The organism is Stenotrophomonas sp. STEN240 (assembly GCF_056756175.1).
In genome coordinates this window covers 1-21,788 of the sequence record NZ_JBRRBO010000001.1, presented here as the reverse complement: position 1 = coordinate 21,788, position 21,788 = coordinate 1, and the positions used below count along the sequence as shown (strand labels likewise).

Annotated in this window: 23 protein-coding genes; 9 read left to right on the top strand and 14 right to left on the bottom strand. The window is 63.7% G+C overall.

Annotation, left to right across the window (positions count from 1 at the left end; genetic code table 11):
- Nucleotides 1–42: 42 nt before the first annotated feature.
- From ACVOKO_RS00115 to ppsR, 4 genes are all read right to left on the bottom strand, one after another.
- The gene (locus ACVOKO_RS00115; RefSeq protein ID WP_057628346.1) at nucleotides 43–657 is read right to left on the bottom strand and encodes a CDP-alcohol phosphatidyltransferase family protein; all 615 of its coding nucleotides are present in this window, start codon (nucleotides 655–657) and stop codon (nucleotides 43–45) included.
- 216 nt (nucleotides 658–873) lie between these two features.
- Nucleotides 874–1,362 carry an NUDIX hydrolase gene (locus ACVOKO_RS00110; RefSeq protein WP_346496097.1) on the bottom strand — a complete coding sequence of 163 codons (489 nt, stop codon included), beginning with the start codon at nucleotides 1,360–1,362 and terminating at the stop codon, nucleotides 874–876.
- Between the two features lie 54 nt (nucleotides 1,363–1,416).
- Entirely contained in the window at nucleotides 1,417–1,923 is a 507-nt protein-coding gene (locus ACVOKO_RS00105; protein ID WP_346496095.1) for a DUF1249 domain-containing protein, read from the bottom strand.
- 504 nt (nucleotides 1,924–2,427) lie between these two features.
- On the bottom strand, nucleotides 2,428–3,249 hold the full coding sequence (gene ppsR, locus ACVOKO_RS00100; RefSeq protein ID WP_346496093.1) for a posphoenolpyruvate synthetase regulatory kinase/phosphorylase PpsR: 822 nt from the start codon (nucleotides 3,247–3,249) through the stop codon (nucleotides 2,428–2,430).
- Nucleotides 3,250–3,446: 197 nt separating this feature from the next.
- Between ppsR and ppsA the strand changes: the two genes are divergently transcribed.
- On the top strand, nucleotides 3,447–5,822 hold the full coding sequence (gene ppsA, locus ACVOKO_RS00095) for a phosphoenolpyruvate synthase (protein WP_346496092.1): 2,376 nt from the start codon (nucleotides 3,447–3,449) through the stop codon (nucleotides 5,820–5,822).
- 339 nt (nucleotides 5,823–6,161) lie between these two features.
- Here ppsA and ACVOKO_RS00090 read toward each other — a convergent pair whose 3' ends face one another.
- The 4 genes from ACVOKO_RS00090 to ACVOKO_RS00075 all read right to left on the bottom strand — a co-directional run bounded on the left by ACVOKO_RS00090 (nucleotide 6,162) and on the right by ACVOKO_RS00075 (nucleotide 10,902).
- Nucleotides 6,162–8,432: a thiamine pyrophosphate-dependent enzyme gene (locus ACVOKO_RS00090; protein WP_346496090.1), complete on the bottom strand. Its 2,271-nt coding sequence runs from the start codon at nucleotides 8,430–8,432 to the stop codon at nucleotides 6,162–6,164.
- Between the two features lie 59 nt (nucleotides 8,433–8,491).
- Nucleotides 8,492–9,115 carry a glutathione S-transferase family protein gene (locus ACVOKO_RS00085; RefSeq protein ID WP_346496088.1) on the bottom strand — a complete coding sequence of 208 codons (624 nt, stop codon included), beginning with the start codon at nucleotides 9,113–9,115 and terminating at the stop codon, nucleotides 8,492–8,494.
- 95 nt (nucleotides 9,116–9,210) lie between these two features.
- Nucleotides 9,211–9,747, bottom strand: coding sequence for a GNAT family N-acetyltransferase (locus ACVOKO_RS00080; RefSeq protein ID WP_346496086.1), 537 nt, complete (start codon nucleotides 9,745–9,747; stop codon nucleotides 9,211–9,213).
- A 321-nt stretch (nucleotides 9,748–10,068) separates the two neighbouring features.
- Nucleotides 10,069–10,902 carry a glycine zipper 2TM domain-containing protein gene (locus ACVOKO_RS00075; RefSeq protein ID WP_346496084.1) on the bottom strand — a complete coding sequence of 278 codons (834 nt, stop codon included), beginning with the start codon at nucleotides 10,900–10,902 and terminating at the stop codon, nucleotides 10,069–10,071.
- 177 nt (nucleotides 10,903–11,079) lie between these two features.
- Between ACVOKO_RS00075 and ACVOKO_RS00070 the strand changes: the two genes are divergently transcribed.
- Together ACVOKO_RS00070 and ACVOKO_RS00065 are read left to right on the top strand one after the other, a co-directional pair.
- Nucleotides 11,080–11,301, top strand: coding sequence for a DUF6116 family protein (locus ACVOKO_RS00070; RefSeq protein WP_346496082.1), 222 nt, complete (start codon nucleotides 11,080–11,082; stop codon nucleotides 11,299–11,301).
- A gap of 3 nt (nucleotides 11,302–11,304) precedes the next feature.
- Nucleotides 11,305–12,069, top strand: coding sequence for a TatD family hydrolase (locus ACVOKO_RS00065; protein WP_346496080.1), 765 nt, complete (start codon nucleotides 11,305–11,307; stop codon nucleotides 12,067–12,069).
- Nucleotides 12,070–12,237: 168 nt separating this feature from the next.
- Here the strand turns inward: ACVOKO_RS00065 and ACVOKO_RS00060 are convergent, their stop codons facing one another.
- Entirely contained in the window at nucleotides 12,238–13,029 is a 792-nt protein-coding gene (locus tag ACVOKO_RS00060; RefSeq protein ID WP_346496078.1) for a tRNA threonylcarbamoyladenosine dehydratase, read from the bottom strand.
- 149 nt (nucleotides 13,030–13,178) lie between these two features.
- On the opposite strand from ACVOKO_RS00060, the gene ACVOKO_RS00055 reads away from it, so the two are divergent.
- Nucleotides 13,179–13,616, top strand: coding sequence for a cytochrome c (locus tag ACVOKO_RS00055; protein ID WP_346496076.1), 438 nt, complete (start codon nucleotides 13,179–13,181; stop codon nucleotides 13,614–13,616).
- Between the two features lie 132 nt (nucleotides 13,617–13,748).
- A complete protein-coding gene (locus tag ACVOKO_RS00050) occupies nucleotides 13,749–14,237 on the top strand; it encodes a glycine zipper 2TM domain-containing protein (RefSeq protein WP_346496074.1) in 489 nt (162 codons plus the stop codon).
- Between the two features lie 69 nt (nucleotides 14,238–14,306).
- Here ACVOKO_RS00050 and ACVOKO_RS00045 read toward each other — a convergent pair whose 3' ends face one another.
- On the bottom strand, nucleotides 14,307–14,516 hold the full coding sequence (locus ACVOKO_RS00045; RefSeq protein ID WP_054658958.1) for a cold-shock protein: 210 nt from the start codon (nucleotides 14,514–14,516) through the stop codon (nucleotides 14,307–14,309).
- A gap of 232 nt (nucleotides 14,517–14,748) precedes the next feature.
- Here ACVOKO_RS00045 and ACVOKO_RS00040 point away from each other — a divergent pair, with 232 nt between their 5' ends.
- The 3 genes from ACVOKO_RS00040 (at nucleotide 14,749) to arsC (ending at nucleotide 16,851) form a co-directional block, all read left to right on the top strand.
- Nucleotides 14,749–15,234, top strand: coding sequence for a DUF456 domain-containing protein (locus ACVOKO_RS00040; protein WP_346496071.1), 486 nt, complete (start codon nucleotides 14,749–14,751; stop codon nucleotides 15,232–15,234).
- Between the two features lie 123 nt (nucleotides 15,235–15,357).
- Nucleotides 15,358–16,497, top strand: a complete 1,140-nt coding sequence (locus tag ACVOKO_RS00035; protein WP_346496069.1) for a phospholipase A — start codon at nucleotides 15,358–15,360, stop codon at nucleotides 16,495–16,497.
- A 3-nt stretch (nucleotides 16,498–16,500) separates the two neighbouring features.
- Nucleotides 16,501–16,851 carry an arsenate reductase (glutaredoxin) gene (gene arsC, locus ACVOKO_RS00030; protein ID WP_346496067.1) on the top strand — a complete coding sequence of 117 codons (351 nt, stop codon included), beginning with the start codon at nucleotides 16,501–16,503 and terminating at the stop codon, nucleotides 16,849–16,851.
- 54 nt (nucleotides 16,852–16,905) lie between these two features.
- On the opposite strand, the gene ACVOKO_RS00025 is transcribed toward arsC, so the two are convergent.
- Nucleotides 16,906–17,439 carry a DsbA family protein gene (locus ACVOKO_RS00025; protein WP_346496065.1) on the bottom strand — a complete coding sequence of 178 codons (534 nt, stop codon included), beginning with the start codon at nucleotides 17,437–17,439 and terminating at the stop codon, nucleotides 16,906–16,908.
- Nucleotides 17,440–17,608: 169 nt separating this feature from the next.
- Between ACVOKO_RS00025 and ACVOKO_RS00020 the strand changes: the two genes are divergently transcribed.
- Nucleotides 17,609–18,718: a sterol desaturase family protein gene (locus tag ACVOKO_RS00020; RefSeq protein ID WP_346496063.1), complete on the top strand. Its 1,110-nt coding sequence runs from the start codon at nucleotides 17,609–17,611 to the stop codon at nucleotides 18,716–18,718.
- 79 nt (nucleotides 18,719–18,797) lie between these two features.
- Here the strand turns inward: ACVOKO_RS00020 and ACVOKO_RS00015 are convergent, their stop codons facing one another.
- The 3 genes from ACVOKO_RS00015 to ACVOKO_RS00005 all read right to left on the bottom strand — a co-directional run bounded on the left by ACVOKO_RS00015 (nucleotide 18,798) and on the right by ACVOKO_RS00005 (nucleotide 21,658).
- A complete protein-coding gene (locus tag ACVOKO_RS00015) occupies nucleotides 18,798–19,433 on the bottom strand; it encodes a glutathione S-transferase family protein (RefSeq protein ID WP_346496061.1) in 636 nt (211 codons plus the stop codon).
- A gap of 305 nt (nucleotides 19,434–19,738) precedes the next feature.
- Nucleotides 19,739–20,059 (bottom strand): hypothetical protein, encoded by a 321-nt coding sequence (locus ACVOKO_RS00010; protein WP_346496059.1) that lies wholly within the window; start codon nucleotides 20,057–20,059, stop codon nucleotides 19,739–19,741.
- Nucleotides 20,060–20,140: 81 nt separating this feature from the next.
- The gene (locus ACVOKO_RS00005) at nucleotides 20,141–21,658 is read right to left on the bottom strand and encodes a fumarate hydratase (protein ID WP_346496058.1); all 1,518 of its coding nucleotides are present in this window, start codon (nucleotides 21,656–21,658) and stop codon (nucleotides 20,141–20,143) included.
- Nucleotides 21,659–21,788: the final 130 nt, after the last annotated feature.

Here is a 21,788-nt window from a genome sequence, read left to right as displayed (position 1 = left end):
CGAATACCCGGCGATGATAGCAATGCGGCCGGCCTGCCGGCGTCAGGGCTTGGGAATGCGCAGGGTCTTGCTGATCATCAGCGAGCCGGACAGCGCAAACAGCAGGACCAGCGGATGCAGCTGCCACGGGCCCAGTTGCCAGCTGCCGCCCCATAGCGCCGGGCCGATCGCGTTGAAATGGGCAGCCAGGGCCAGCACGATCACCAGCGCCAGGCTGGTGGGAATGGGCGTGCCTTCGAAGTACGGCACCTTGTCCGATTCGCCGGCGATCTCTTCGGCGGTCACGTTGTAGCGCGCCAGGCGGCTGACGCCGCAGCACACGAAATAACTCAGGATCAGCCAGTCCCAACCGCCCTGCATGCCACAGGCATACGCCAGCGCCGCCGGCGCCACGCCAAAGGAAATGATGTCGGCCAGCGAATCCAGCTCGCGGCCCAGCGTCGATGAAGATTGCCGCCAGCGCGCAACCCGCCCATCGAGCGCATCGAAAATGAAGGCCAGTGGAATCAGCGCCATGCCAAACATCAAAAAGCCGCGCTGGCCGTCCTGCAGGAAGCGCATCGCCGCGAACACCGCGCCGGTGCCGCAGAACGCGTTGCCGAGGGTGAACCAATCCGCAAGCTGGAACTCACGGAGCATCGAGAAATGGCGTTTCATGGGAACTCACGGTGCATTGACCCGCACAGGGTACCGCGAGCAGCTGAATGCTGGACAGTACAGGCGCCAGGGCCGCCGAAGGCTACCCGCCCGCCCCTGAGGTCACCGGCCGGCTTGGCGGGCGCACCCCCGTTCACACACGATGGCTCCCAACCGCCACTGCGGGGATGCCGCAGCGCGGCAGGCACATAGCCTGCCGCCACCCGCACCCAGGCATTACAGGCGCGTATAGCACCACGATTGCATGCGCCCGTCGCGGTACGGCATCACCCCATGGAACGGCCGTGGATCCTGGTCGAACACCAGCGGCAGGAAGTGCCGGTCGCCTTCCCACAGCGGCAGGGATTCGAGCTGATCCACTGCAACCCATTCCAGCGTGCCTTCCGGGTTGGTTTCCATCGGCGTGCCGGTGTAGTCATCGATGACGAAGATGAAGGCGAACCAGTCCTCGCCGTTCTTGCCGAAGCCCGGCCAGCTGATGCTGCCGCGCAGACGGGTGGTGCCGCACTCGATGCCGGCCTCTTCACGGATCTCGCGATGCATGCAGGCAAGGATGTCCTCGTCGGTTTCCATCTTGCCGCCCAGCCCGTTGTACTTGCCCAGGTGCATATCACCGGGGCGGGTGTTGCGGTGGATCATCAAGGCCTTGCTGCCGTCGGCAGACAGTACGTAGCCGAGCGTGGCCATAATCGGGGTGTACGGCATAGCGACAACCGGAACCAGAGGGGCACGCAGTATGACCGATGCGCGGCGCAGGCCTCAGCCTGGCAGCACGTCCATGCGCCGCATCGGCACCACGGTATCGTCCACCCGTCGCAGCGTGGCCACGCTGTGGCCGCGTTCGGCCAGATATTCCAGCCATTTCCCAAGGAAGGTGTTCATGCGCATGCGATGGCTGATCAGCGCTTCCGGCGGCGGGTACATGCCCATCACGTCCTGCCAGCGCCGGCCCACGTAGCAATGCGTGGTTTCGGCCTGGCGTGCGTCGCGGTACAGGCGCACGAACGCTGAAGGGTCGGGCTCACCGGTGACCGGGTCGCACAGGTCATAGGTCAAACGCAGCTCCACCGTGTAGCGGTGGCATTCGATCACGTCCAGGCGCAGATCCAGGCCATCACCGATGCTGGACAGGTGGCTGCCTACATGCAGCCGGTCCGGTGCGAACAGCCGCATCAGGTGATCGTGGTTTTCCGCATACAAGCCCATCAACCAGCTCAGCCGGCTGAGCCTGGGGATGCGATCGATGCGGGAAAGTGCGCCTGCCATTGGCTGATCGTACACGCCGGGAGGTGTCGGGCGCAGCAACGACGATCCGTTGTAGTGCCGAGCCATGCTCGGCAGGGGCTCTACCAATGACCGTTGTAGTGCCGAGCCATGCTCGGCAAGGCCTCTACCAATGACCCAAGAGCATTGCAGGAGCACCATAAGCCGCGAAGCCTGCGTCAATGAAGCCGCTGGGCCAGCTGCAAATCCCGAGAACCATCAGCTTCGCGGCTTACGCCGCTCCCACAAAGCAAATCCTAAGGCCAACCTGGGTTTGCCGGTAACGCCTCTGCCGAGCATGGCTCGGCACTACCGGTGACCCAAGGTCATTGCAGGAGCGACGTAAGCCGCGAAGCCTGCGTCAGTGAAGCCGCAGGACCAGCTGCAATCCCGTTGAACCATCAGCTTCGCGGCTTACGCCGCTCCCACAAGGAAAATCCAAGGCCAATCTGGGTTTACCGGTAATGCCGCTGCCGAGCATGGCTCGGCACTACCGGTGATCTTTGCTTAGAACATCTCGCGCTGAAGGCTCAAGGTGCTCAGCACCTTGCTGGAAATCTCTTCGATCGAGGTGTGGGTGGTGCTCAGCGTTGGAATGCGCTCCATGCGGAACATGGTTTCGGCCGCGGTGACTTCGCGCTTGCAGGTCTCGAAGCTTGCATAGCGGGAATTGGGGCGCCGCTCCTGGCGGATCTGCTGCAGGCGTTCCGGATCGATGGTCAAGCCGAACAACTTGTTGCGATACGGGCGCAGACGCGGCGGCAGGCGGTCCTGCTCCAGATCCTCCTCGGTCAACGGGTAGTTGGCCGCGCGGATGCCGTAATGCAGCGCCAGATAGATGCAGGTCGGGGTCTTGCCGGCGCGCGATACCGCCACCAGCACCACATCGGCCTCGTCGTAGTTCACCGCGATGCCGTCGTCGTGACTCAGCGCGAAATTCATCGCATTGATGCGCCGGTGGTAGGTTTCGAAGTCGACCATGCCATGCGCCTGGCCCACCTTGGAGTGCCGGGCGGAGCTCAGTTCCTGCTCCAATGGCCCGATGAATGGGGCAAAGACATCCAATACCAGCGCCCCGCTCTCCTCCAGAATCATCCCCAGGCTGGAATCCACGCAGGAACTGACCACGATCGGGCGCACCTGGTAGCGCTCGCCAGCAGCGCGGATACGCGCCGCCGCCTCATGCGCCTTGTCGGCATCGTCCACGAAAGACATGCGATCAGTAACGAAACTGAAGCCATTGAACTGGGTCAACAGGCTGTGACCTACGGTTTCGGCGGTGATGCCGGTACCGTCAGAAACATAGAAAACCGGCCGGATTGCCGTCATGAGAGCTCCCTTCAGAATGTGATCCTGACCACAGGTCAAGCGTGATGGCCTAGCCTGTCCCGGAAAAGACAAGCACAAGACAAAGTATTGTCACAAGCTTGTGCGGCTTCGGTGTGCACTGCATCATATTGGCTTCTTCCTACGGACGTGGCCATCCCAAGCCCGCCACGGGCGATGGCCTCAACGGAGCATCGCGCTTGAACGAGAATATCCTGTGGTTGCATGAGCTGCGCTTGGCCGATCTGGCCCGCGTAGGTGGCAAGAACTCCTCGCTCGGGGAGATGATCGGCAACCTTGCCGGTCTTGGGGTGTCTGTCCCCGGTGGTTATGCAACCACCTCCGAGGCGTTCAAGGACTTCATTGCCCATAACGACCTGTCCAAGCGCATTTTCGACAAGCTGGCCACGCTGGACGTGGAAGATGTCGCCGCCCTGACCGTTGCCGGCAAGGAAATCCGCAACTGGGTGATCGACGCCCCGCTGCAGCCACAGCTGGACCAGGACATCCGCGCCGCTTACGAAAAGCTGAGCGCAGAGAACGGTGGCGGCGATATCGCCGTAGCCGTGCGCTCCTCGGCGACCGCCGAAGATCTGCCGGACGCCTCGTTCGCCGGCCAGCAGGAAACCTTCCTCAATGTCACCGGTGCCGACGACGTCGTGCACAAGGTCAAGGAAGTGTTCGCCTCGTTGTACAACGACCGCGCCATCGCCTACCGCGTGCACCACGGCTTCAAGCACGAAGACGTGTTCCTGTCCGCCGGCGTGCAGCTGATGGTGCGTTCGGGCGTAGGCTCCTCCGGCGTGCTGTTCACCCTGGACACCGAGTCCGGCTTCCGCGACGTGGTGTTCGTCACCTCCTCGGTCGGCCTGGGCGAGATGGTCGTGCAGGGCGCGGTCAATCCTGACGAGTTCTACGTCTACAAGCCCAGCCTGCATGCCGGCAAGCCGGCCATCCTGCGCCGTTCGCTGGGTTCCAAGGCCATCCGCATGGTCTATTCGGACGTCCCGGGCGAGCGCGTCAAGATCGAAGACACCCCGGCCGAGCAGCGCAACACCTTCTCGATCAGCGATGAGGACGTGCAGGAACTGTCCAAGCAGGCGCTGGTCATCGAAAAGCATTACGGCCGCCCGATGGATATCGAGTGGGCCAAGGACGGCGTCAGCGGCAAGCTGTTCATCGTCCAGGCCCGCCCGGAAACCGTGAAGTCGCGCGCCAAGGCCACCCAGATCGAGCGCTATGCGCTGCAGGAAAAGGGTGAAGTGATTGCCGAAGGGCGCGCAGTTGGCGCCAAGATCGGCGCTGGCGTGGCCCGCGTGGTCAAGTCGCTGGAAGACATGGCCCGCGTGCAGCCTGGAGACGTTCTGGTCGCCGACATGACCGACCCCGATTGGGAGCCGGTGATGAAGCGCGCGTCGGCGATCGTCACCAACCGTGGTGGCCGCACCTGCCACGCCGCGATCATCGCGCGTGAGCTGGGCGTGCCGGCCGTGGTCGGCTCGGGCAACGCTACCCAGCTGATCCAGGACGGCCAGGAAGTCACCGTCAGCTGCGCCGAAGGCGACACCGGCTTCATCTACGCCGGCAAGCTGGCCTTCGACCGCACCACCACCGATCTGGGCAACATGCCGCCGGCACCGTTGAAGATCATGATGAACGTGGCCAACCCGGAACGTGCCTTCGACTTCGGCCAGCTGCCGAACGCCGGCATCGGCCTGGCCCGTCTGGAAATGATCATCGCCAGCCACATCGGCATTCACCCGAATGCGCTGCTGGAATACGACCGTCAGGATGCCGCCACCAAGAAGAAGATCGACGAGAAGATTGCCGGCTACAAAGACCCGGTGAGCTTCTACGTGGACCGTCTGGCCGAAGGCATCGCCACCCTGACCGCCTCGGTTGCACCGAACCCGGTGATCGTGCGCCTGTCGGACTTCAAGTCCAACGAGTACGCCAACCTGATCGGCGGCAACAACTACGAGCCGCACGAGGAGAACCCGATGATCGGCTTCCGCGGCGCCAGCCGTTACGTTGACCCGAGCTTCTCCAAGGCGTTCGCACTGGAATGCCAGGCTGTGTTGCGCGTGCGCAACGAAATGGGCCTGGACAACCTGTGGGTGATGATCCCGTTCGTTCGCACCCTGGAAGAAGGCCGCAAGGTCGTCGAGGTGCTCGCTGCCAACGGCCTGAAGCAGGGCGAGAACGGCCTGAAGATCATCATGATGTGCGAAGTGCCGTCCAACGCACTGCTGGCTGATGAGTTCCTGGAAATCTTCGACGGCTTCTCGATCGGCTCCAACGATCTGACCCAGCTGACCCTGGGCCTGGACCGCGATTCCTCGATCGTCGCGCACCTGTTCGACGAGCGGAACCCGGCAGTCAAGAAGCTGCTCTCGATGGCGATCAAGAGCGCGCGTGCCAAGGGCAAGTACGTCGGCATCTGCGGCCAGGGCCCGTCCGATCACCCGGATCTGGCCGAATGGCTGATGCAGGAAGGCATCGAGTCGGTGTCGTTGAACCCGGACACCGTGGTCGACACCTGGCTGCGCCTGGCCAAGCTGAAAGCCAATAGCTGATCGAGCTGTTGATGCATGACGACAAAACCCCGCCTTGGCGGGGTTTTGTTTTTCTGCAAGGCGACGACGATTTTGGCTGCTTTTGTGGGAGCGGCATAAGCCGCGAAGCTGGTAGTGCCTGAAGACCGCAAAAGCCAACCCCTCCCCAACCCTCCCCTTTGCTGCGCAAAAGGGAGGGGGCAGAGCTGTAGGAGCGGCGTAAGCCGCGAAGCCACAGATCAATCAGGTCACAGGCATGCCGGTGATTTCAGCATTGCCAGCTTCGCGGCTCACGCCGCTCCTACAAACAAATGCCGCTGCTGCAAACCAATGCCACCCCTACAATCGGGTGCTAGCTGCTCACACCAGCTCCGCCGCTGCAGCCACCACATCGGCATCACCCGGCAACACCAGCAAGGCTGCACCGGCCAGAGGCGTAAAGGTGTCCACGCCGGTTACCCGCCGCAGCGGCACCTGCGCAAGCCCGGCCTCCACCAATGCAGTGATCACACCCTCGCCCACCCCGGCGCTGTGGCGGCCTTCGTCGAGCACGATGATGCGCTTGGCCCCCTTGGCCTGTGCGGCGATATAGCTGGCATTGAGCGGCACCAGCCAGCGCAGGTCCACCACCCGTACCTTCCAGCCATGCTGCTGCTCGATGGCCTTGGTCGCGCGCAGCGCCATCGGCACGCCATTCCCATAACTGATGATCAGCAGGTCGTCATTACCCTCGCCATAGACCCGGCCTTCGCCCAGCACCAAGGCCTGATCCGGCGCCGGGTACGGGAACAACCACTGCCCATCACCGGCGGTGTAAAGGTCCTTGGTCATGTACAACGCGATCGGCTCAAGGAACACGCTGACCCGCCCATCCACCTTGGCAAGGGCGGCGAGCGTACGCAGCATTGCCGCGGCGTCATCGCCGCGCGACGGGCAGCCGACCACCAACCCGGGAATATCGCGGATGGCGGTGATCGAGTTGTCATTGTGGAAATGCCCGCCAAAGCCCTTCTGGTACCCCAGCCCGGCGATGCGGATCAGCATCGGGTTGCGGTATTGGTCATTGGAGAAGAACTGCAGCGAGCAGGCCTCGCCGCGCACCTGATCGATGGCGTTGTGCAGATAGGCCAGGTACTGGATTTCCGGCAGCGGCAACATGCCCATGTTGGCAAAGCCCTGGGCCATGCCCAGGATCATGGTTTCGTCGAGCAGGGTATTGAACACCCGGCGCGGACCGAAGGCCTTCTGCAGCCCCTTGGTAACCGTGTACACGCCGCCTTTCTGCGCCACATCCTCGCCGAACAGCAGGGTCTCCGGATACTTGGCGAACAGATCGTGCAGCGCCTGGTTGATCTGTACGGCCAGATGTTTGGCCGGTTGATTCTCCGGCAGGCCGGCCTCACTGCCGAACACCTGCAGACGGCGCTCGGCATGGTCCGCACGGGTCGCCTCGGCCTGCACCTTGTCCGGCGTATACGGCGCCAACGGTCCAATCACATCCTGCAACTCGGTCAGACGCGGGCGCTTGTCGGCGTCCTCGGCGGCGGCGAAGCAGCGTTGGCGGGTGTGCTCGTACAAGGCCAGCACCTCGGTTTTGTCCATCAGACCCGACTCGATCGCGATCTGCGCCGAGCGCAGCAGCGGATCGCCCGCTTCCACCGCGCACAGTTCCTCCAGGGCCCGCCATTCGATCTCGAAATCGGTGCCGGCATGGCCCATCAAGCGCGTGGTGCGCAGATGCAGGAAGGTTGGCCGCCGCGTACGCCGGCAATGCTCCACGGCGCGCTGTACGTCGGCGTAGCCCGTGGCCAGATCCAGACCGTCGGCCTGGAAGTAGTCCAGCCCCGGCCGCTGCCGGAAGCTTTCACCAATCCAGCCCGCAGGCGTCTTTACCGAAATACCGATGCCATTGTCCTCGCAGACGAACAGCACCGGCGCCGGCAGCTTCTGGAAGCTGCTCCAGGCTGCGGCATTGAATGCGGTCTGCGCGGTAGCGTGGTTGGCCGAGGCATCGCCGAAGGAACAGATGGTGATGCTGTCATCGGGAATCGGCAGGCCCTGCCCCAGCCGTTTGCCGGCTTCAATGGCCATCGCCGTGCCCAGCGCCTTGGGCAGGTGCGAGGCGATGGTCGAGGTCTGCGGCAGCACCCACAACGGCTTGCTGCCCCATACCTTATGGCGGCCGCCGCTGGCCGGGTCATCCTTGCTGGCCGCAAATGACAGTGCCGAATCCATCACCGGGTCCATGCCCGGCAACTTGCGGAAACGCTCGGCCATGAAGCCGCCAGAACGGTAATGCAGGAAGGCCGGATCGGTGTGCCGCGCAGCCCGCGCCACCATCGCATTGCCTTCGTGGCCGGACGAGCCAATCGTGTAGAAGACCTTGTTCTGCACCCGCAACACGCGCGCCATCAAATCCAGATGTCGGCTTATCAGCTGCGACTCGAACACTTCACGGAAGCCCTGCGCATCCAATGCACTCCCGGGCAGAACCGGCGCCGCCGGCTGCGGGCCCTGGTCCGGGCCCGGCGCCAGCGCACTGACGAATTCAATGAAATTGGTGTCGCAGATCTCGGCGCGGTTCAAGCCCTTCATACGGGCCGGGATGGGATTCGGTACACGAGCAAACATGCAGACAGGCTCCACAGCAAACAAGTGATGGGACGGAATCAGGCGTCAAGCAAGGATGGTCACGCGGCGAGTATCGGCAGGAAGCCGGGCTGGGCCTGCACCGCCTGCAGCCAGCGCTGGATGGCCGGATACGGCGCCAGGCCGATGCCACCGTCTTCGGCGACCGCGGTATAGGCAAACAAGGCGATATCGGCCACGCCATAGTCGGGGCCGGTAAACCAGGGATTGTTCTGCAGGTGGCGTTCCATCACCGCCAGGGCAGCATGGCCACGCTCGCGCAGGCCGGGCAGTTCATCGCGGCGCGCCGAGTCGGCAGGCGTCCAGATGCTGATAAAGCGGGCGACGGCGATATAGGGTTCGTGACTGTATTGTTCGAAGAACATCCATGACAGCGCCTGCGCCCGCTGCCAACCATCGGCCGGCAGGAACGGCGTGCCTTCGGCCAGCCAGAACAGGATGGCATTGGATTCGGCCAGCACCCGCCCGTCGGAGCGCTGCACCAGCGGCACTTTTCCGTTGGGATTGAGTGCGAGGAATTCGGGGGTGCGGGTCTGGCCTTGCGCACTGTTCACCTCGACCCAGTCGTAGCGCGTGCCCAACTGCTCCAGCAGCAACCTGACTTTATGGCAGTTGCCCGACGTGGACATGCCGTACACCCGCAACCCCGCACCCGTAACGCTCACCGATCCACTCCCCGCTACCGACTGGCAGACGACAGCGTCCATCTGAACGGATCACGGGTGCTCCGGTAAAGCTGCGACCGCAGCAAAAACCCCGCTCAGCGGCGCGCCATCCACGCCTGCCGGGATTGCCCCCACACATCCACCTCGATATCGGCCGGTGCCGGCAGCCGCGCCTGGCGCAGCAGCTCCGCACCAAGCTTGCGCGCCACCGCTACCGAGTTGACGTTGGCCGGAACGATCGTATGAATCACTTCCTGCCAACCCAGCGCATCGAATGCCCAATCCATGCTCGCCCGCGCCGCCTCGGGCGCGTAACCGCGCCCCCAGAATTCCGAAGCGATGCCCCAACCCACTTCTGTCCCCGGCCACCCATGCGGCTGCCAGGGCCCGACCCGGCCAACCCAGCGCCCGCTGCTTTTTTCGATCACCGAGAACATCGAATAGCCGAGCAGCTGCCAGCTACCGGTCAGCGCCGCCAGGCTGCGCCACGCCACCGAGGGCACCTGCACGCCGCCCAGATGCTGCATGGTCACCGGGTCGGAACAGAACGTGGCGAACGCGTCGAAATCCGCTGCAGTCGGTGGCCGCAGCAACAGGCGCTCGGTTTCCAGTTGAAGATCAAAAATGCTCATCGGCACTCCAATGGAACAGGATCACGAAGACGCCGAGCTTGCGCTGAGCCGCCGAAAGGGTCAAACCCACGGCCGACGGTAACCGGGGAGGAGCGCTGCATCTTCCTGGGCCAACTCACTGCCACTTGTTTGTGGGAGCGGCGTAAGCCGCGAAGCTGACATTGCCCGCTCACTACCGGGCCACCCGCCGCGCTTGATGGGATGCGTGCTTCGCGGCTTACGCCGCTCCCACAAACAATAAATCCGCCACCAGCCCTGTAGCCCAACAACCCAGAAGGCCGGCTTGCGCCGGCCTTCGTTGAAATCAATCAGCAGCGTGGCTTACTGGCGGTTGTCCGCCGGCGCCATTGCCGCGGTCTGCGTCACCAGCTGACCATTGATCACCGGCAGGCGATCGCTGGCCGGCTTGTCCTGCATGCGCACGGTCTTCTCGGCACCTTCATAACGGTAGGTCACATCGTAACCGACGGTCTGGTTGGCATTGCCCAGCGATACGCGCTCACCCGGACGGCTGTCCATGCGCATCGTGCCGGTGCTGCCATCGGGCTTGCGGTAGCTGACGTTGTAGCCGGTGATGCGGCTGGACTCGGCCGTACGCTGCTCGGTGTGGCACTGGCGCTCGGTTCGGTTGACCACGCGGCCACCGACGTGGCGCTTGTCGACCTGGTTGCCGATCACGCCGCCGGCCACGGCACCGGCAGCAGTTGCGGCCTTCTTGCCATTGCCGCCACCGACTTGGTTGCCGAGCAGGCCGCCGATCAGGGCACCCGCGACGGTGCCGCCAACATTGCCGTCGCGCTCGGGCAGACGCTCCTGCACCACCACGTCCTCGCAGACTTCATGCGGGGTGCTGGTGGTGGAGCTTTCGCGGATCGGGTCACTGCCGGTGACCGTGCCGTAAACGCGCTCCTTCTGCGTCACCGGTGCAACCTTGAGCACGTCGGCGTACTGCAACTGCGGCTCGGCCGGGGTTTCCACCTTGCCGGTGAGGGCAGCGTCGTCCACCTGCGGCGAGGTGTCCAGCATCGGGCGGGCGCTCTCGGCCAATGGCGCAGTGCTGCTCTTGTCGCGGCCCTGCATGAAGGCGGCGGTGGCGATGCCACCAACCAGCAACGCGCCGGCGGCAACCAAAACGGTCGTGGTTGTGCTCTTCATGATCTGTCTCCGTGCGGCTGACCGCGTTTGTCTTGGGTGAATTCCAGCATGAGCTAGCTGAACAGAGGCCAGTATTTCTGTCACCTCCCTATCGAAATCATTCAACTCGTCGCAATATTCGCCCTGCTGGCCCGGATCCTGTGGGGCTGGCTGGTTCCCTCTCCATCTGGATATGCCATGTCGAGCATGATGTTGTCGCCGTTTCTGGTATGGGCCCGCAAGCTGCGCTACCCCACGCTGTTCAAGCTGACCGGTGCGTTGTTCGTCATCAGCATGCTGTTGCCTGACCCGATTCCGTTTGTCGATGAGATCCTGTTTGGCCTCAGCACCTTGCTGCTTGCCAACTGGAAGCGACGCAAAGACCCGGTCGAACCACCGATCCTGCCGGGCAAGCGTTGAGCCGTGCTGCTGGTCGACAGCCATTGCCATCTGGATGCCGCTGAGTTCGACCGCGATCGCGAGGCGGTGATCAGCCGCGCCGGCGCTGCCGGCGTGGGTGTGCAGATCGTACCGGCGGTGACCGCCGCCGGCTGGCCCAAGTTGCGCGAGGTCTGCATGGCGCAGCCTGGCCTGCATCCGGCCTACGGCCTGCACCCGATGTTTCTGCCCGAACACCGTCCCGAACACCTGCAACAGCTGCGCGACTGGGTGCAGCGTGAGACGCCCTGCGCCATCGGCGAATGCGGGCTGGATTTCTTCGTCGACAATCTCGACCCGGCCGAGCAGCGCCTGTACTTCCAGGCCCAGCTTGAACTCGCCCGCGAGATGCAGCTGCCGCTGATCGTGCATGCCCGGCGCGCGCTGGACGAAGTGATCCAACGCATCCGCCGGGTCGGCAAGCTCAGTGGCGTGGTGCACAGCTTCTCCGGCAGCCCCGAGCAGGCCCGGCAGCTGTGGGACCTGGGTTTCATGATCGGCCTGGGCGGCCCGCTCACCTATCCGCGCGCCAACCGGCTGCGCGGCCTGGTCAGCAAGATGCCGCTGGAGTTCCTGCTGCTGGAAACCGACGCCCCGGACCAGCCGGACGCCGGCATCCGCGGCCAGCGCAACGAGCCGGCACGGCTGCGGCAGATTCTCGAAACTGTTGCCGAGTTGCGCCAACAAGCTGCAGCGGAAATCGCCGCGCAGACCACGGCCAATGCGAAGCAGCTGTTCAAGCTGCAGTAGTGTCGCCCGCCGCTTGTAGGAGCGGCGTCAGCCGCGAAGCTCGTAGTGGCTCAGCCCACCGCAGTTATGGAATTGCAGCATCCCTGGGGTTACCGGCCTTCGCTTGGCGGATAGATCGCCGGCTTCGCGGCTGACGCCGCTCCTACAATCCAAACGCAATCACATTTTCTATGCGCGCTTCTTGAGCAGCATCTCCAACGCCTTGCCTACCGCCACGAACGCAAACGCGCCGGTGATGTGGGTGGCTGCGCCCAGGCCGCCGCCGCAATCCAGCTTCAGGGCCTCGTCCGGGCCCAGGTTTGGCCGCAGGCCGCAGACACTGCCATCGGCCTGCGGGTACTTCACATTTTCCAGTGAATAAATCGCCGGCACGCCAAAGTAGCGCTGCGCGTTCTTCGGGAAATTGAAATCACTGCGCAGCTTCTTGCGGATCAACGCCATCATCGCGTCGTGCTCGGTACGCGACACATCACGCACCCGCACCAGGGTCGGATCGGTACGCCCGCCAGCCGCGCCGACGGTGATCAGCGGCAGCTTGCGGCGCCGGCACCAGGCAATGGTTTCCACCTTCACCCGGAAGCTGTCGCAGGCATCGATCACCAGGTCGAAGCCACGGTCCAGCAACTCGGCCATGTTGCCGGTGGTCAGGAAGGCCTCCACCGCCTCGACCTGCACATCCGGGTTGATCGCACGGCAGCGCTCGGTCATCGCCAAGGCCTTGTTGCGCCCGTACTGCCCGGCCATCGCCGGCAACTGGCGGTTGGTATTGGAAACACAGATGTCATCGGCGTCGATCAGGCAGAGCTGGCCGACGGCCGAGCGTACCAATGCCTCCACTACCCACGAGCCCACCCCGCCCATCCCGACCACGGCGACCTTGCAACCGCTCAGGTGGGCAATGCTACCTGCCCCGTAAAGCCGGTCGATGCCGGCAAAGCGCTCACGCAATTCTTCTTTCATCGGCGCATTTTACGGCCTGCCCCGCTCCGCCGCGAGCCGCTGCCAGCGGGCTCAACCGCGTTGCCGCCATCATGACGCGGTTATCGCCTGGGGCCCTGCATAATGGGGGCCAGTCGCCGCCCTTTGCCATGTAGCCCGGAGCCAACGCAATGTCCGACCCCGCACCCGTTCGTAAACCCTCCACCGCTTCGCGCTATCTGTTCGTCCTGATCGCCGGCCTGTTGATCGGTGTGATCGCCACGGTGATGGGCATGCGCGCCCTGCAGGCCCGCCAGGATCATTTCCCGGACAGCCTGATGACGGTGATGGCCAAGCAGGCCCAGCTGCTCGGCGAGAGCCAGAAGCAGAACCGCTGCAGCGTCGCCGACACCACGCCGCGCCTGCAGACCCTGCGCGCCCTGGCCAACGATCTGGAAACCGCCTTCCCCGGCCTGCGTGATGACGAGCGCTTCCAGCAACACGCCAGCCGCTTCCGTGCCACCTTGAATGACGCGCTTGCCAAACCACCGGCAGATTGCGCAGCGCTGGCTGCTGCGGTGCAAAAAATCGGCAGCGACTGCAAGTCCTGCCATCAGGATTTCAAGTAAGTAAGCACTGCTTCAACTAGGTAAGCATGGTCTTCACACCTGATTGGCCCTCCATTCACATGTAAAACCGCACGATCTTCGCCGCAGGTCACGCACGTGTACCCAATTCCCCATCTGGCAAGGAGAGACACCATGAAGATCCAACTGATCGCTGCAGGCGCAATTGCCAGTCTGGCGCTGGCCGGTTGCGCCACGTCGCCCGGTTACGGTGGCAGCTACAACAATGGTGGCAACTACGGCAGCAACAACAACGGTAACTACAACCAGAACCGTTGCACCGATTGCGGCATCGTTACCCGCATCGACACCGTCGCTTCGGGCCGCACCGCACCCAGTGCAACCGGCGCGATTCTGGGTGGCATCGTCGGCGCTGTAGCCGGCCATGAAATCTCCGACAAGACCGGCGGCAGCAAGGGCAACCAGAACATCGCCTCCGTCGCGGGTGCCGTGGGTGGTGCCCTGGCCGGTAACAAGATCCAGCAGAACGTCACCGGCAACTCCTATGACATCCAGGTGCGCATGGACGATGGCCGCGTGATCGTGGTCAACCAGAAGGACCTGGGCGGCATCCGCGAGAACACCTATGTGCGCGTGGTCAATGGCCGCGTGGTGATCCGCTGAGCTGCCAGCGTCATGCTTGAAAAAAGGCCCGCTTGCGCGGGCCTTTTTTTGGCTGGACGGCCGGCCGGATCAGACCGGTTGTACGGCGTCAGCCTGCAGGCCCTTCTGGCCCTGCACGACGGTGAAGGTGACCTGCTGGCCTTCCTTCAGACTTTTGAAGCCCTGGGTCTGGATGGCGCGGAAGTGTACAAACACGTCCTCACCATTTTCACGGCTGATGAAGCCGAAGCCCTTGGCGTCGTTGAACCACTTGACGGTACCGGTTTCGCGATCAGACATCTCGACAACTCCCTGTAACTCTCTCGTTTGATGGTTACGCCCGGTAAGGCGGCTGGTTGCAAGGAGGAAGCGAGGTGCAACGATGTAGCAAATCCTTAGATCTACCCATCAGGCCACGATTCACGGTGACCTTGCCAAGCTCAGCGGCTGCAACTTAACTCGGGCCAAATCAAATTGCAACACCGCGTAACAAGCTAAAGTCAACCCCTATTGGACCCCCTTCAGAATACATATGGACTATTCATTCATCTTCTACCTGGTCGGCGCCCTGCTGGTCCTGGTCGGCATAGCCGGCATCATCCTGCCCGCGCTGCCAGGGGTACCGCTGGTTTTCGTCGGCCTGCTGCTGGCGGCCTGGGGTGACGGCTTCAACCGGGTTGGCTGGCTGCCGCTGGTGGTACTGGGCGTGCTCACGGTCATTTCCATTGTCGTGGACGTGATTTCCACGATTGCCGGCGCCAAGAAGGTCGGCGCCAGCAAGCTGGCCCTGATCGGCTCGGCCATCGGCACCGTTGCGGGCCTGTTCTTCATGCCCATCGGCCTGTTCGTGGGCCCGTTCATTGGCGCGCTGGCCGGCGAATACCTGCACGGCCGCCAGCTTGGCCAGGCCACCAAGGTCGGCTTCGGCACCTGGCTGGGCATCGTCCTGGGCGTTGCACTCAAGCTCGGCCTGGCCATCACCATGGTGGGCGTATTCGCCCTGGCGTGGTTTTTCTGAATGGCGCCTTGACTCCCTCTGGACAGGCGAATCACCGACAATCCAAAGCTTGTCACTGACGCCGATGGGCCACACCCCGTGATTGCCCTGGCCCGGCCACCCCACCGCGACCGGATGGAACCTATGCATACCCGAGCCCTTCCTGCTGCCTTGCTGCTCATCCTGAGCGGCGCCAGCGCCTCCATCTACGCCCAGGAGTCGTTGACGACCCCAGCTTCGCCACAGGCCTGCTTCGCACTGGAGACCGATGTCGCCCGCCTGGCCTGCTATGACAACGCGCTCGGCCGCACCGCGCCGGACACCCGCGCCGCCGATGCCGCCGCCGCTGCAGCCCAGCAGGCGCGCAAGGAGGCCAAGGCCACCGCCAAGGAACTGGACGAGCCCGTGCCACGCCGCAACGAGCTGTTCGCCCATGACGAACTGGCCTCGGCCGCCGCCAATGCCGGCCGTGGCTCGCTGCTGGACAGCCGCTGGGAGCTGGCCAAGGACTCCAAGCTGGGCCTGTACCAGCTGCGCGCCTACAAGCCGGTGTACCTGCTGCCCGCGTTCTGGAGCAGCAAGCCGAATGAAATGCCGCATTCGCCCAACCCCAACAACACGGTCACCGAGTCCGAACAACTGGACAGCACCGAGCTGAAGTTCCAGCTCAGCTTCAAGACCAAGGTGGCCGAGAACCTGTTCGGCGACAACGGCGACATCTGGGTGGGCTATACCCAGAGCTCGCGCTGGCAGTCTTACAACAGTGAGCTGTCGCGCCCCTTCCGCGAGACCAACTACGAGCCGGAAGTGATGCTGACCTTCCGCAACGGCTATTCGCTGTTCGGGTGGAACGGCCGCATGACCGGCGTCAGCCTCAACCATCAGTCCAATGGCCGCAGCGACCCGCTGTCGCGCAGCTGGAACCGGGTGGTGATGAATGTTGGCCTGGACCGCGAAAACTGGGCCATCATGCTGCGGCCCTGGTACCGCATCCCGGAAGGGCGGCGCGACGACAACAATCCCGATATCGAGGATTACATGGGCCGCGGCGACGCCACCCTGGTCTACAACCGCAATGGTCACGAGCTGGCCATCACCGGCCGCCACTCACTGCGCAGCGGCGACCGCGCGCATGGCTCGCTGCAGATGGACTACGGCTTCCCGATCAACAACCTGTTGCGCGGCCATGTGCAGGTATTTGATGGCTACGGCGAGAGCATGATCGACTACAACCACCGTGCCACCTACATCGGCGTCGGCGTCTCGCTGCTGGAGTGGTTCTAAGCCATGCAGGCGACCATCTGGCACAACAACCGCTGTTCCAATTCGCGCGGCGCTCTGGCCTTGTTGCAGGAGGCGGGCGTCGAGACCGAGGTGATCAACTACCTGGACACGCCGCCCTCCCCGGCGCAGCTGCGTGAGCTGCTCGATGCCATGGGCATGCCTGCGCGTGACCTGCTGCGCAGCAAGGAGGCCGCTTACTCGGAACTGGGCCTGGCCAGCAAACTCGATGACGAGGCCGCGCTGATCGAGGCGATGAGCCGGCACCCTGCCCTGATCAACCGCCCCATCGTACGTACCGCAAAAGGCACAGCGTTATGCCGGCCACCGGAAACCGTGCTCGCACTGATCAGCTGAAGCAGCGGGACGCAAACCAGCGCCTTGCCGCAGCACCCGCTGCGGCAGGGCCACTCATTGCTTTCCGGCAATGGCCTGCACGATCGCATCGTAGAGTTCTTCAAAACTCTGCCGCGGCTGGAACAACTGGCCGTTGATGAAGAACGCCGGCGTACCGGTCACCCCACTGCGCACGCCGCTCTCGATATCGCTCTGGATGCGTGCCAGGTTGTGGTTGTCATCCATCGCCGCCGCCAGGCCTTCCTCAGGCAGGCCCAGCTCCCGCATCAACTCGCGGTACACCACCTCGCCCAGCTGCTGCTGGCTGCGGAACAGCGCATCGTGCGCCTCCCAGAACTTGCCGTGGGCAGCGGCGTACTCGGCAGTGATCGCCGCTGGCAGCGCCTGCGGGTGCGACTGCACCAGCGGAAAGTTGCGGAACACCAGGCATAGCTGCTCGCCGAAGCGCTGCTGCAAACGCTGGACCAGCGAGAACGCCTCGCCGCAATAAGGGCATTGGTAGTCGGCGTATTCCACCAACACCACGGCTGCATCCAACCGCCCCTGGACATGGTCATTCGCACTTACCGGAACGCTCAATCCGCTCATCCATCAACTCCAGACAAATCCCGGCATGCCGGCCTGACGCCCAGCGCATGCCCACTGCCTGCAAGCCTAACGCCGGGGCTGCCCAGCCCGCGTGAAGTGCAGCACCGCCCCACTTCCACCATTCAGCGGACGCAGGCAGAATCGGCCGCTATACGACAGGAAGTCCACAATGGCCCGTACCCGCCGCTCATTCTTTGCCTATGGTTCTGCGCTGCTCGGGGTACTGAGCCTGCTTGCGGTTGCCTGCTTCCACTTTCCCGAGCTGCTGACCAGCCGGGAATTCCGCGCGGTCTACAACGAACAGTTTGCCCGCCACCTGCTGCTGATCGGCCTGGCCACCGCCTTCATCATGGGTACGCTGGCGATCCTGCGTGATCGCAACAAACGCATCGCCACCCTCGGGGTTGGCAGCGCCACGCTGGCGGTCCTGCTCGGCGGCAGCAACGTGCAGTTCGATGCCATCGGGCAGACACCTTACTCGCTGGGGCTGGACTGGTTCGTGCTGTCGCTGTTCTTCTCGGCGCTGGTGTTCGTGCCGCTGGAGCGCTACCTCGGCAAACGCGAACTGTCGCCGCTGCGGCCGGGCTGGCGCACCGACGTGGCCTACTTCTTCATGAGCCACGTGCTGGTGCAGTTCATCCTGATCCTGGTCACCGCCTCCACCTCGACGATTGCCGGGTTGGCCGCCTTTCCCTCGCTGAAACAGGCCATCCAATCGCTGCCGGTCTGGGCCCAGTTCCTGATTGCGGTTTTCGTAGCGGATATGGCGCAGGCGCTGCTGCATCGCACTTACCACAACATCCCCTGGCTCTGGCGCTTCCACGCGGTGCATCATTCCAGCCGGCACATGGACTGGCTGGCCGGCTCACGCGTGCATTTCGTCGAGATCGTACTGACCCGCAGCGCGGTGCTGCTGCCCTTGCTGATCCTGGGTTTCTCGACCCCGGCGGTAAACGCCTATGTGATCCTGGTTGGCCTGCAGGCTGTGTTGGCCCACGCCAATCTGGGCATCCGCTTCGGCTGGCTCGAATACCTGCTGGTGCTGCCGCGTTATCACCACTGGCATCATGCGCGGCAGCAGGACTACATCGACGTCAACTACGCCATCCACCTGCCGCTGGTGGACATGCTGATGGGCACCTTCAAGCTACCGCGCGATCAGGCGCAGTGGCCGCAGGAATACGGCGTCATGAAGCTGGAAACCGTGCCCAACGGCATCGTCAAACAACACTTGATGCCATTCCAGGGCGGGCGCAAGTTCGACGATCACGTGGATTGAATCGTCCCGGCTTCCGCTTTTTGAAGGAGCGGCGCACGCCGCGAAGCTCGGCTTGCATGCAGGCAACCGCTGCGCATGCTCACAACCAGTCGTTGATTCCCTCACGCCGGTACACCTCGGCAAACGCGGGCCGCGCCTTCATGCGGGCGGCATGCGCAGCGAGCACCGGCCAGCTGTCGGTCGGGCGTGGCATGTTGCGGCTCCAGCGCATCAACATGGTCAGCATGAAATCCACCACCGACAGTTGTTCACCGAGCATGTAGGGGCCATGCGCCGCGAGGTGGTCGGCCGCCCGCTGCCACGCCGTTTCCAGTTGTACGCGGGCACGCTGCTTGACCTCGGCCGCGCTTGCCGGCCCGGCCGGTTCGTCCGGGTAGAACCAGCTGCGATACGCCGGCATCAGCGTGTACACACAGAAGCAGATCCAGCGGTAGTAATCGCCGCGCGCACGGCTGGCTGTCGCAGGCGCGAAACCGGCTTGCGGGTACAGGTCGGCCAACTGCATGGCAATGGCAGCAGACTCCGTCAACACCTGGCCATCGATGATCAGCGCCGGCACGCGACCGGCCGGATTGATCGCCAGGAACGCCGGCGATTTCTGCTCATCGCGTTCGAAATCCAACTGCCGCAGTTCGTGCTCGATACCGAGTTCGATCAACAACCAATGCACGACCAATGAAGCGGTACTTTGCGATCCATACAGGACAACTGACATGCGCTGATTTCCCGGCGAGTGAAGCGGCATTCTAACCGCGCCGTTTCGGCGGCTGGGAGAACAGGTAGTGCCGAGCCATGCTCGGCAGGGGCCGTATCGACCAAGCTGCAGGAGTTAAGCAAGCCGCAAAGCCAGTGAAGCAACAACAGCAGCTAAGGCCGAAAGCACCCCTCCCCAACCCTCCCCTTGCCTGCGGCAAAGGGAGGGAGCAGGTAGTGCCGAGCCATGCTCGGCAGGGGCCGTATCGACCATGCTGCGGGGGACACAGGCTCTGCTCTACGCAGCAGCGACTTGAATCCTCGGATTCAGTTGCAGCTGGCCATGCAACTGTTCAGACGATCACCGCATACCGACGCGGCCGAGCGGTTCTGGCAGAACGCCTGTGAGGTCTGGCAGGCGCCGCGGAGTTCAGGATTGCTGATCTTGTCGCATTGGTTGTTTTTGTTCGCCTCACCGCAGTCGCCGTAGTTGCCCGGATTCGCCGTGCAGCGCTGGTAGGTGGTCTGGCAATAACTCACGCAGGCGGCGGGGTCATTGCGCGGCGGCTCGCGCCAGCCACCTCCGCTGGAACAGCCAGCCATCGCCAGCAGTACAGCTGCCAAGCCTGCCCACATCCGTGTATGCATGTCCGCTATCCCGAAATGAAAACAGCCCGAGCATACGCCCGGGCTGTCTCATTGCCATCCCTCGTCGAGGAATGTGCTGGCTTATTCCACGATCACCGGAATCTTGCCGATACGCGCCTGCCATTCGCGCGGGCCAGTCTTGTGCACCGACTCGCCGGTGGAATCCACCGCAACGGTCACCGGCATGTCCTGCACGGTGAACTCGTAGATTGCTTCCATGCCGAGGTCAGCGAAGCCAACCACCTTGGAGGCCTTGATCGCCTTGGACACCAGGTAGGCCGAACCACCCACGGCCATCAGATACGCCGACTTGTTGTCACGGATCGCCTCGATCGCAGCCGGGCCGCGTTCGGCCTTGCCGACCATGCCCAGCAGGCCGGTCTGCTCCAGAATCTGGCGGGTGAACTTGTCCATGCGGGTAGCCGTGGTCGGGCCGGCCGGGCCCACCACTTCGTCACGCACCGGATCGACCGGGCCGACGTAGTAGATGAAGCGACCCTTCAGATCCACCGGCAACTGCTCACCGTTGTTGAGCATCTCGACCATGCGCTTGTGCGCGGCGTCGCGACCGGTCAGCAGCTTGCCGTTGAGCAGCAGGGTCTGGCCCGGCTTCCATGCAGCCACTTCTTCCGGGGTGATATTGTCCAGGTCGACGCGGGTGCCCTTGGACGAGTCGTAGGTCAGCTTGGGCCAGTCTTCCAGCGACGGCGGGTCCAGCATCACCGGGCCGCTGCCGTCCAGGGTGAAGTGGGCATGGCGGGTGGCAGCGCAGTTCGGGATCATCGCAACCGGCAGGTTGGCGGCGTGGGTCGGGAAATCCTTGACCTTGATGTCGAGCACCGTGGTCAGGCCACCCAGGCCCTGTGCGCCGATGCCCAAGGCGTTGACCTTTTCGTACAGCTCCAGGCGCAGCTCTTCGGCACGGTTGGAGGCGCCACGGGCCTGCAGATCGGTGATGTCGATCGGCTCCATCAGCGATTCCTTGGCCAGCAGCATCGCCTTCTCGGCGGTGCCGCCGATGCCGATACCGAGCATGCCCGGCGGGCACCAGCCAGCGCCCATGGTCGGCACGGTCTTGAGCACCCAATCAACGATGGAATCGGACGGGTTGAGCATGGCGAACTTGCTCTTGGCCTCGGAACCACCGCCCTTGGCGGCAACAATCACGTCGACCGTATTGCCCGGCACGACCTTGACGTTGACCACGCCCGGGGTGTTGTCCTTGGTATTGGTGCGCTTGCCGGCCGGGTCAGCCAGCACCGAGGCGCGCAGCTTGTTGTCCGGGTAGGCGTAGGCGCGGCGGATGCCTTCATTGGCCATGTCCTCCACGCCCATGGTGGCGTCGTCCCAACGCACGTTCATGCCGATTTCCAGGAACACGGTGACGATGCCGGTGTCCTGGCAGATCGGCCGGTGGCCTTCGGCGCACATGCGCGAGTTGATCAGGATCTGTGCGATGGCCTCTTTGGCCGCCGGCGACTCTTCGCGCTCATAGGCGGCAGAGAGATTCTTGATGTAGTCGGCCGGGTGGTAGTACGAGATGTACTGCAGCGCGTCGGCGACGGACTGGATGAGGTCTTCCTGCTTGATCGATGTCACGGGCTTGCTCGCTTGCTGAAGGCTGGCGGGGGTTCAGCCGCCCATTTTACGCCTTGGCGCGCTGCAGCGCTGCCCGCCCTTGGTTGTAGGAGCGGCGTCAGCCGCGAAGCCAGTGGACGGACAGATGCCC

Bases quoted from the DNA above. Each gene is read 5' to 3' on its own strand.
- ACVOKO_RS00115 (WP_057628346.1), bottom strand. From the start codon at position 657: ATGAAACGCCATTTCTCGATGCTCCGTGAGTTCCAGCTTGCGGATTGG.
- ACVOKO_RS00110 (WP_346496097.1), bottom strand. From the start codon at position 1,362: ATGCCGTACACCCCGATTATGGCCACGCTCGGCTACGTACTGTCTGCC.
- ACVOKO_RS00105 (WP_346496095.1), bottom strand. From the start codon at position 1,923: ATGGCAGGCGCACTTTCCCGCATCGATCGCATCCCCAGGCTCAGCCGG.
- ppsR (WP_346496093.1), bottom strand. From the start codon at position 3,249: ATGACGGCAATCCGGCCGGTTTTCTATGTTTCTGACGGTACCGGCATC.
- ACVOKO_RS00090 (WP_346496090.1), bottom strand. From the start codon at position 8,432: ATGTTTGCTCGTGTACCGAATCCCATCCCGGCCCGTATGAAGGGCTTG.
- ACVOKO_RS00080 (WP_346496086.1), bottom strand. From the start codon at position 9,747: ATGAGCATTTTTGATCTTCAACTGGAAACCGAGCGCCTGTTGCTGCGG.
- ACVOKO_RS00075 (WP_346496084.1), bottom strand. From the start codon at position 10,902: ATGAAGAGCACAACCACGACCGTTTTGGTTGCCGCCGGCGCGTTGCTG.
- ACVOKO_RS00070 (WP_346496082.1), top strand. From the start codon at position 11,080: ATGTCGAGCATGATGTTGTCGCCGTTTCTGGTATGGGCCCGCAAGCTG.
- ACVOKO_RS00060 (WP_346496078.1), bottom strand. From the start codon at position 13,029: ATGAAAGAAGAATTGCGTGAGCGCTTTGCCGGCATCGACCGGCTTTAC.
- ACVOKO_RS00055 (WP_346496076.1), top strand. From the start codon at position 13,179: ATGTCCGACCCCGCACCCGTTCGTAAACCCTCCACCGCTTCGCGCTAT.
- ACVOKO_RS00050 (WP_346496074.1), top strand. From the start codon at position 13,749: ATGAAGATCCAACTGATCGCTGCAGGCGCAATTGCCAGTCTGGCGCTG.
- ACVOKO_RS00045 (WP_054658958.1), bottom strand. From the start codon at position 14,516: ATGTCTGATCGCGAAACCGGTACCGTCAAGTGGTTCAACGACGCCAAG.
- ACVOKO_RS00040 (WP_346496071.1), top strand. From the start codon at position 14,749: ATGGACTATTCATTCATCTTCTACCTGGTCGGCGCCCTGCTGGTCCTG.
- ACVOKO_RS00035 (WP_346496069.1), top strand. From the start codon at position 15,358: ATGCATACCCGAGCCCTTCCTGCTGCCTTGCTGCTCATCCTGAGCGGC.
- arsC (WP_346496067.1), top strand. From the start codon at position 16,501: ATGCAGGCGACCATCTGGCACAACAACCGCTGTTCCAATTCGCGCGGC.
- ACVOKO_RS00025 (WP_346496065.1), bottom strand. From the start codon at position 17,439: ATGAGCGGATTGAGCGTTCCGGTAAGTGCGAATGACCATGTCCAGGGG.
- ACVOKO_RS00020 (WP_346496063.1), top strand. From the start codon at position 17,609: ATGGCCCGTACCCGCCGCTCATTCTTTGCCTATGGTTCTGCGCTGCTC.
- ACVOKO_RS00015 (WP_346496061.1), bottom strand. From the start codon at position 19,433: ATGTCAGTTGTCCTGTATGGATCGCAAAGTACCGCTTCATTGGTCGTG.
- ACVOKO_RS00010 (WP_346496059.1), bottom strand. From the start codon at position 20,059: ATGCATACACGGATGTGGGCAGGCTTGGCAGCTGTACTGCTGGCGATG.